This window comes from Acinetobacter sp., assembly GCF_045628685.1.
Taxonomy (GTDB): domain Bacteria; phylum Pseudomonadota; class Gammaproteobacteria; order Pseudomonadales; family Moraxellaceae; genus Acinetobacter.
In genome coordinates this window covers 1-8,579 of record NZ_JAZQPV010000062.1, presented here as the reverse complement: position 1 = coordinate 8,579, position 8,579 = coordinate 1, and the positions used below count along the sequence as shown (strand labels likewise).

Sequence of the window (8,579 nt, the reverse complement as noted above, 5' to 3'; positions counted from 1 at the left end):
TATGGTGAAAAATTTAAAACGGTTGATGATTTGGAGCAAACCGTGAAAGAATATATTCACTATTACAACCATGAACGAATCAAGGTTAAATTAAAAGGACTGAGTCCTGTAGAGTACAGGAAACAGTCCTTAAAAGCTGCTTAATCAAACCGTCTAACTTTCGGGGTGCAGATCAATCTGGACGGCTTTTGGGTTTCGCTTCCTAACCCAATTTGCCAATGGCATCAAGATACTTGTCCGCATCCAACGCAGCCATACAGCCTGAACCTGCCGAAGTGATCGCCTGACGGTAAACACTATCTGCAATATCGCCAGCTGCAAATACGCCAGGTACCGAAGTCTGCGTTGCATTACCCGCAGTACCACTTTGTACCTGAATATAACCTTCACGCAGCTCTAATTGGCCTTCGAACATCGAACTGTTTGGTTTGTGACCAATGGCCACAAACATACCAGTCACGTCGACATTTTGAGTGGAGCTATCCTGGGTTGACTTAATATGTACTGAGGTCACACCAGATTGTGCATCACCGAGCACTTCATCTACCTGATGATTCCAGATAATGCTGATCTTACCTTCTTTCACTTTTTCAAATAAATGATCTTGCAAGATTTTTTCCGAGCGTAAAGAATCACGGCGGTGTACCAGCGTTACGTGTGAGGCAATATTTGAAAGATACAATGCCTCTTCAACAGCCGTATTACCACCGCCAACCACCATTACCTTCTGGTTCTTATAAAAGAAACCATCACAGGTTGCGCAGGCACTGACGCCCTGACCCATAAAGGCTGCTTCAGACTCGAGTCCCAGGTACTGTGCGGTGGCACCGGTACAGATGATCAGTGCATCACAAGTGAACTCTTCCATGTCGCCTTTTAGTACAAATGGACGAACGCTTAAATCTACTTCATTGATATGGTCATACACAATCTCAGTGCCGAAGCGTTCAGCATGCGCTTGCATACGTTCCATGAGTGCAGGACCTGTCAGACCTTCAGGATCACCCGGCCAGTTGTCGACTTCAGTGGTTGTGGTTAACTGACCGCCCAATTGCAAACCGGCAATCAGGGTTGGCTTTAAATTGGCACGTGCAGCATATACAGCTGCACTATAACCTGCAGGGCCTGAACCTAGAATAATCAAACGTGAGTGACGAGCGCTCATTCGCGGCATCCTTTTTTTATTTAGAAATTTGTGAAATTATACGTGAAACTCGATAACAGTTGTGTGCGATCAATGTCGATATTATTGATCATTGAAATCGATTTGAGCTATATACAATAATAATGCAGTACTAGATACTGCATTCATGGCATAGGCATCCACAGCCTATACATAATATTGCATCTTTTTCCTTGGAACAGGTGCATAATATCGAGTTTAATTGCGAAACTATTTTGTCTTAGTTTCTTACAAAAACATGAATGAAAAATTGGTTACAGGACAGTATATGACTGCGGTGTCGAGTGCTTATGCACAGCGCTTAATAATGACATTATTTTTAGTCTCTTTTGGAATTTACTTATTCCTTGCAACAGTGACTTATACGCCTTTTGATCCAGGCTGGATGCATATTTCCAGTGATACACAGCAGGTATCGAATGCCAGCGGTGTTGCAGGCGCATGGATCGCAGATTTACTGTTCGGTTTCTTGGGCTGGGCCAGTTTACTCATTCCCATTTTTTTATTCATCGAAGCAATTCAGGTCTGGTGGCCATATAGTTTCTTGAATAAGCCTTTCCGCTATGCCGCGCAGTTCTTTATTTTACTGGCGACAGCAAGCTTATTGTATTTGTATTGGCAAGTTCCGGCAGATACTTTGGACAATTCATCTGGTGGTATCATCGGTTATGAACTGGGTGAAAGCTTGTCGCAGATTTTAACGATTTATGGGGCAACCTTATTTCTGGTGATATTTTGGGTGGTTTTATTTACCCTGTCATTTGGCGTGAAGTGGAATAAAACCTGGGTCACACTCAAAGCTACACCTGCTTATTTACAAGATCTGTTTTATAAAAATGTGCCGGAAACCGAGTCTGCATTTGACCGTACAACGCCTGAAGTCAAAAAACCAATAGCAATTCCCAAGCAAAAAACTGCTGTAGAAAGTGTGACATCTGTTGCTGAACATCGTGAAGTTCAAGAGACATCACCTGTGGTGCGAGATCAGGCTGCAGAGCGCCTGTTCAATGATATGGTGGAAAAAGAACACAATGCGCAGCAACAGTTGACTGATGCCGAGGATGAAGCAGAGCTTGAACAAGTTCTGGAAAAAGCACATCGCCTAGAAGAAAATACGCGACGAGTCGTCGCGACGGGTGAAGTTTGGCGTGCATTAAACTCAGATGAAAATCAAAACCATAAACTAGATATTGAGGCTTTGTTAAAAGCAGCAGAAGAATCTGAACTGCATACGCCGCATGAACATTTTAAAGCCTTTGTTGATGAGCAACCGTTAGCAACCACTCCCGAGACGGCTAAACAAAATCTGGATTGGGATGATGATGAAATCTTTGATGAACTACTTGCTGCGGTTCCAAATGCTAAAACAGCTACTGATGTACATACACCGTTTAATCATGTAGAGACTGAACAAGCACACTCATCTGTTGAAGATAAGATTTCGATCACCTCATCTCCATTGACAGCTTCGCCATCGATACATACGACACCTAAGAATTCGGCTTTAGATGACGAGTTGGATGGATTCGATGATTTACTGGTGGAGGATTTGTTAATTGATGATATTAAAGTACCTACTCCAGTACGTACAACCAACAACTATGCGCAATCATCTGCATTTGTTGGTGGCGCAATAAAAACCCAGATTCAGCAACCCATCATTTCAGAAGATGAAAAAGCTCTAATTTCATCGAATAAAGACGTGTTTCGTGAAGTTTGGCAGGAAACTGCAGGTAAACCGGTCGAGGAAGATGATTTCGATTTTGATGCACCATTAACCGATGCCTCAGGTCGTCCTATGTCCCTTGCGATGCAGGTGGCGGCACGTCGTAAAGATTTATCCCCACTACCTGGACTGGATTTACTGGATAAAGTCGATCCGAATAAAAAAGTCAATTTTACTGCTGAACAGTTAGCACGTTTATCTGAGCTACTGGAAATTAAACTGCAAGAATTTAACGTTAAAGCAAAAGTGGTTGAAGCACAGCCGGGGCCGGTAGTTACACGTTTTGAGCTGGATTTGGCACCGGGCGTGAAAGCCTCCAAAGTGACTAATATTTCACGTGACTTGGCGCGCTCTATGTCGATGGCATCGGTGCGTGTAGTCGAGGTGATTCCGGGTAAACCGTATATCGGCATTGAAGTACCGAATAGCACACGTGAAATGGTACGTCTGATCGAGTTATTGACCATTCCTGCCTTTACTGATCCAAATAGCATTCTTTCGATGGCAATGGGTAAAGATATTTCAGGTAATCCTGTGATCGCAGACTTGGGTAAAGCCCCACATATGCTGGTCGCAGGCACAACTGGTTCAGGTAAGTCGGTGGCAGTGAACTCGATGATTTTATCGATGTTGCTGAAATATACCCCAGATCAGTTACGTTTAATCTTGATTGACCCGAAACAGTTGGAACTTGCCAACTATAACGATATTCCACATTTGCTTACCCCAGTCGTGACCGACATGAAAGATGCCGTGAATGCCTTGAACTGGTGTGTCAATGAAATGGAACGTCGCTACAAGCTGATGTCATATTTAAAAATCCGTAAACTGAGTGACTATAACCGTAAGGTTGAGGAAGCGATTGCCAACGGGGAAGACTTAATTGATCCAACCTGGAAGGCAAGTGATTCGGTTGTAGGCGAGCGAGCGCCACGTTTAACCCCATTGCCTTCAATTGTGATTGTGGCCGACGAATTTGCCGACATGATTATGCAGGTGGGTAAAAAAGCTGAAGAAATGATTACCCGTCTGGCACAAAAATCACGTGCTGCGGGCATTCATTTACTGCTTGCGACCCAACGTCCATCGGTCGACGTGATTACTGGCTTGATTAAAGCCAATATTCCAACCCGCGTGGCTTTACGGGTAAACAGTAAAATTGACTCGCGTACCATTTTGGATGCCGGTGGTGCAGAAGACTTACTTGGTCATGGTGACATGCTGTTTCTTGGGCCAGGTAAAATTGAGCCTGAACGTGTGCATGGTGCGTTCATTTCCGATGATGAAGTCAACAATATCTGTGATGCCTGGCGTGAACGTGCGGCTCCAAATTATGTTGATGAAATTCTGACACCTTATGATGAAGAACCGACTTCACGTGGTTTTGAAGATGGTGATGGTGGTTCAGATCGGGACGCCTTGTATGACCAGTGTGTGTCCTTTGTTCTGGAAACACGTAAGGCATCGACCTCGTCGTTACAGCGTAAATTCAGCCTTGGTTATAATCGTGCGGCACGTATCATCGACCAGATGGAAGAAAATGGTATCGTTAGCGGGATGGGTGCCAACGGCAAACGTGAAATTTTAGTCTAAATTTTCACACTGAATTCAAGGCCTGCATATGCAGGCCTTTTTCTGGACGTTAAAAATAAATATTTTTTAAGTTATATGAATATTTATTTGAAATGCTCAAGTTTATTCACGTCATGCAGTGGAAATATAGTTTAGGGATGAAGGGTAGAAAATGAATGTGGTGATGGCATTGTTTCCATTAATTATTTTAATTGCCATGGGGTATATATTTAAATGGACAAAGTTTTTAACGGATGAGTTTTGGCGCGGCGCTGAAAAACTGAATTATTTGATTTTATTTCCGGTATTACTTTTTAATAACCTTGCTTATATAAAACTGGAATTGGCAACGATTGCCCAAGTATTATTGGCCCTGTTTACAATTATCCTCATCAGTGCTTTAGCGCTATGGGTGGCGAGAGCATTATTTCATATTCCGATCGCGCGTTTTGGCGTATATGTGCAAAGCCAGATTCGTTTTAATACCTATATTGGTTTATCCATTATGTCTTTGCTGTTTGGTGCTCAGGGCATGCAAATGTTTGCCATGATGATTGCACTGGCAATTCCTTTGGTCAATGTGATATCAGTGCTGGCTTTCTCGCAAGGGCAGGGACTAAAACCTGCGCAGATTGTATTTTCTTTGATAAGAAATCCGTTAATTTTAGGCTGTGGAGTTGGAATAATCTTCAATTTGCTGCAACTGTCGTTATTTTCTGGCGTGGAACAACTGTTTAAAATTTTAGCCAGTATGAGTCTGCCATTAGGATTAATTTGTGTCGGAGCGGCTTTACAGTTTGCACAACTGAAACATGATTATTCACGATTATTGTTAAATACTTTGGGACGCTTAATGGTGATGCCATGTTTAGCTTATCTAATCTGTCAGATGCTGAATTTAAATCGGTTTGAAACGATTGTTTTAGTGGTATTTTTTGCTTTACCTACCGCATCGGCATCTTATATTTTAACCCGTTATTTTAATGGCGATAGTCAACTCATGGCTGGAGTGATTAGCTTGCAAACGCTAGGTTTTGCAGTGACGTTTCCTGTATTGATGCTGTTGATTTATTAATATGTAGATAGATATAACTTTGTTAGAAAAAATTCTGTCCGTTTTACCTAAACAGACAGGATTTTTTATAGAAATTCGATTAAGCAAACTTAGCCAAAACCTCTAAGAAACCTTCGCTTTGACGAGGATATTCAGCAATCACATCATGAATGCGTTGGCCTTCAGGATTGGTTGCATTGACATCACGACCATCAGCAATGAATTGCGTCAGCAGGCGTTCATAGTCATTTGGACGCATATGTTTGAATGCATGATAAAGCACGTGAAAATCGGCATTTACGCCTGCAGGAGGAAGTTGTGTTAAATAGGCAAATACACGCTCGTCTGACCATTCTTCATTGAACGTTGCTGGCTGAGATAATGCCATCGCAAACTCCTTGGTATACTGGATAAAATAAAAAAAGGCAAAATATGAAGGACAAGCGAAAGCATTGCTTTGCTGATCCAGTCCCATATTTTGCCTTGATTCAATTTGCTTGACTAATCAGAATTCAGATTATCGCTCTTCAGGCAAATTGATATTCATTTCTAACATTTCGATGTTTGCTTCAGAACGAACCGACATTTGAATATGCTGTTCATCCACACCACGCACATAACGATTGACCACCTGCATGATTTCTTTCTTCATTTGGTCAATTTTGTCTTGGCTTAAGCGTTTACCTAAACCTTGCTCAGAAGCAACAATTACTTTTAAGCGGTCTTTAGCAGTTTTTGCGCTTGAAGGTTTATCATCGTTGCTGAATAATTTACTCCAGAATCCTGCCATTTGTTAAGCTCCAAATAATCGTGCTAACCAACCTTTAGGTTTTACCGAGATATGACGGTAAGGACGTTCTTCACCCAAGAAGCGTGCTACAAGGTCATCATAAGCCTGACCTGCTGCATCTTCAGTAAACAGAATTACAGGCTTGCCTTCGTTTGACGCCTGTAAAACACTTGGACACTCAGGAATTACACCGAGTGTAGGAACACGTAAAATATCTTTAGAAATATCATCAATCGTTAACATTTCCTGTTTATCAGCACGTTCTGGATTGAATCGTGTAATACACAAATGTTTACGGATACGCCCTTCGTTCTGCTCTACTTTTTTGGTTTTGCTGTCGAGCATCCCAATAATACGGTCAGAGTCACGTACTGAAGAAATTTCAGGATTAGTTACAATGATCGCTTCATCCGCATGGTACATCGCCATGATTGCACCGCGCTCGATCCCAGCAGGTGAGTCACAGATAATGTAATCGAATTCTTGCGAAAGTTCATCCATTACACGTGCCACGCCTTCATCGGTCAAGGCGTCTTTATCACGGGTTTGTGATGCAGGAAGGATATATAAGTTTTCAATATCTTTATCGCGAATCAGCGCTTGTTGAAGTCGAGCTTCGTTATTTAATACATTCACAAAATCATAAACAACGCGACGTTCACAACCCATGATTAAATCTAGGTTACGTAAACCCACGTCAAAATCGATCACAACAGTTTTGTGGCCACGAAGGGCTAAACCTGTTGCAAAAGATGCACTAGTCGTAGTTTTACCTACACCACCTTTGCCTGATGTTACGACAACAATTTTCGCCACCGAATCCACTCCTGTTATGGTTCAAATCCCCTTTTAGATATGGGGCTTTTGGTGTTTATTTATACATTAAAATTCGAGAACTTCAAACATAAGTTCTTGTTGATCATTCAAGAAAATATGTACAGCTTTTTTGAGAACATGTTGTGGGATGTCATCTGCTACACAATATGTACCTGCAATCGATACCAGTTCTGCTTCTAGGGACTGGCAGAAAATACGTGCTGCACCGTTCCCGCCTGCGCCGGCGATGACTCTACCACGGGCGCTGCCATAAATATGTATATTTCCTGAAGCAATGACTTCAGAGCCACTGTTAATTCCTGCATTGAGAATAATATCGCCATGATTTTGTACCAGGCATTGGCCAGTGCGCAAAATTTCATCATGATAAGAGGTCACATGACGAATGACGGGCGCTGGAATGTCTTCCGTTACAGTTTCTGCTGTAGGAAGGGCTTGTTCTTTTGCCATAGCAAAGTTGCTTTCAACAACCTGTTCTTTGGTTGGCTTCACTTGCTGCATTGGGCGGTCTGCAGGAATTACCGGGAACTGGATTGCACGAGCCTGATCTGCAAGTAAACCTTCAGTCACCGCCATAGGTTGTACTTCTAGGCTGATCAATAATTGAATTAAGGCAATAAGTTCTTGTTCAACTGAACTTTCAATCACAACTAATGTACCCGGTGGAAATGCTTTTTGGAGCATTGACGCGAGTTGCTGGCGGATTGCATCATGATCATTGGTATCTAAGCTAATGCGAATTGCATTGACCATTCTGCCTTTTATCCGTATATCAGCCATAATTATTCCTTAATACTTCTGACTCATTCATTTTATGTCGAAGTGATGTTGTAAATAGAGCAAATCCTAGAACAAATTGAATGATTTCTCTAGCGACGTTTTAAATATTTTTATCTGATGATCATTCTTTAACTTGATCATGTTGTTCCAGCATTTGTTGCCATTGTTTTACTTTGACCTGTTGGCGAATCGCTTCTAGGCTTTCAAAAACCGCAGACTCCACCAGTTTTTCAACATGGCTATTATTTTCAAACTGTATTTTACTGATTTTATTTGAAATTTCTAAATAAGCCAGATTTTCTTCATTTTTATTGTTTTGTGCAAAAGGTTCAATCAGACCTTGGGTAATATTTTCACCCAAACGTTGTCCAATACTTTGGATCTGTTGTTCGATACGTCCCCCGACAATCGGTATTAAGCGTAATAATTGAGTGAGTTCAGGCGTATCTTCAATGGCCTGATTGACAATGCTTCCGACGTTTTTTGCAATGGTCACTCTTTGTGCTTGCAACTCTTTGCCTAAAGATTCCTGTAAAATATCGGCAAGGGCGATGGCGAACATTTCACGGTGATGTGCGACCAAATCTTCAATCAGTTTTTTATGCGTGGTACTGGTTGACAGTTCATGTTTTATACT

General features: G+C 41.8%; 8 protein-coding genes and 1 pseudogene. 3 read left to right on the top strand and 6 right to left on the bottom strand.

The window, feature by feature from the left end; all coding sequences use genetic code 11:
• On the top strand, window positions 1-144 hold a 144-nt coding region (locus ACKI4H_RS09005), incomplete at its 5' end, for an IS3 family transposase (RefSeq protein WP_407305200.1).
• A 58-nt stretch (window positions 145-202) separates the two neighbouring features.
• Here the strand turns inward: ACKI4H_RS09005 and trxB are convergent.
• Window positions 203-1,165, bottom strand: coding sequence for a thioredoxin-disulfide reductase (trxB, locus tag ACKI4H_RS09000; RefSeq protein WP_407305199.1), 963 nt, complete (start codon window positions 1,163-1,165; stop codon window positions 203-205).
• A gap of 286 nt (window positions 1,166-1,451) precedes the next feature.
• On the opposite strand from trxB, the gene ACKI4H_RS08995 reads away from it, so the two are divergent.
• Together ACKI4H_RS08995 and ACKI4H_RS08990 are read left to right on the top strand one after the other, a co-directional pair.
• On the top strand, window positions 1,452-4,502 hold the full coding sequence (locus ACKI4H_RS08995) for a DNA translocase FtsK (RefSeq protein ID WP_407305197.1): 3,051 nt from the start codon (window positions 1,452-1,454) through the stop codon (window positions 4,500-4,502).
• A 151-nt stretch (window positions 4,503-4,653) separates the two neighbouring features.
• Complete coding sequence (locus tag ACKI4H_RS08990) at window positions 4,654-5,556, top strand: AEC family transporter (RefSeq protein ID WP_407305196.1); 903 nt, start codon at window positions 4,654-4,656, stop codon at window positions 5,554-5,556.
• A 79-nt stretch (window positions 5,557-5,635) separates the two neighbouring features.
• On the opposite strand, the gene ACKI4H_RS08985 is transcribed toward ACKI4H_RS08990, so the two are convergent.
• The 5 genes and pseudogenes from ACKI4H_RS08985 to ACKI4H_RS08965 all read right to left on the bottom strand — a co-directional run.
• Window positions 5,636-5,923, bottom strand: a complete 288-nt coding sequence (locus ACKI4H_RS08985; protein WP_407305195.1) for a PA4642 family protein — start codon at window positions 5,921-5,923, stop codon at window positions 5,636-5,638.
• A gap of 129 nt (window positions 5,924-6,052) precedes the next feature.
• On the bottom strand, window positions 6,053-6,325 hold the full coding sequence (gene minE, locus ACKI4H_RS08980; protein ID WP_407305193.1) for a cell division topological specificity factor MinE: 273 nt from the start codon (window positions 6,323-6,325) through the stop codon (window positions 6,053-6,055).
• Window positions 6,326-6,328: 3 nt separating this feature from the next.
• A complete protein-coding gene (minD, locus tag ACKI4H_RS08975) occupies window positions 6,329-7,141 on the bottom strand; it encodes a septum site-determining protein MinD (RefSeq protein ID WP_067862937.1) in 813 nt (270 codons plus the stop codon).
• 66 nt (window positions 7,142-7,207) lie between these two features.
• A complete protein-coding gene (gene minC, locus ACKI4H_RS08970) occupies window positions 7,208-7,942 on the bottom strand; it encodes a septum site-determining protein MinC (protein ID WP_407305191.1) in 735 nt (244 codons plus the stop codon).
• Between the two features lie 121 nt (window positions 7,943-8,063).
• Window positions 8,064-8,579 (bottom strand): annotated as a pseudogene (locus tag ACKI4H_RS08965) (preprotein translocase subunit SecA); the annotation flags it as partial.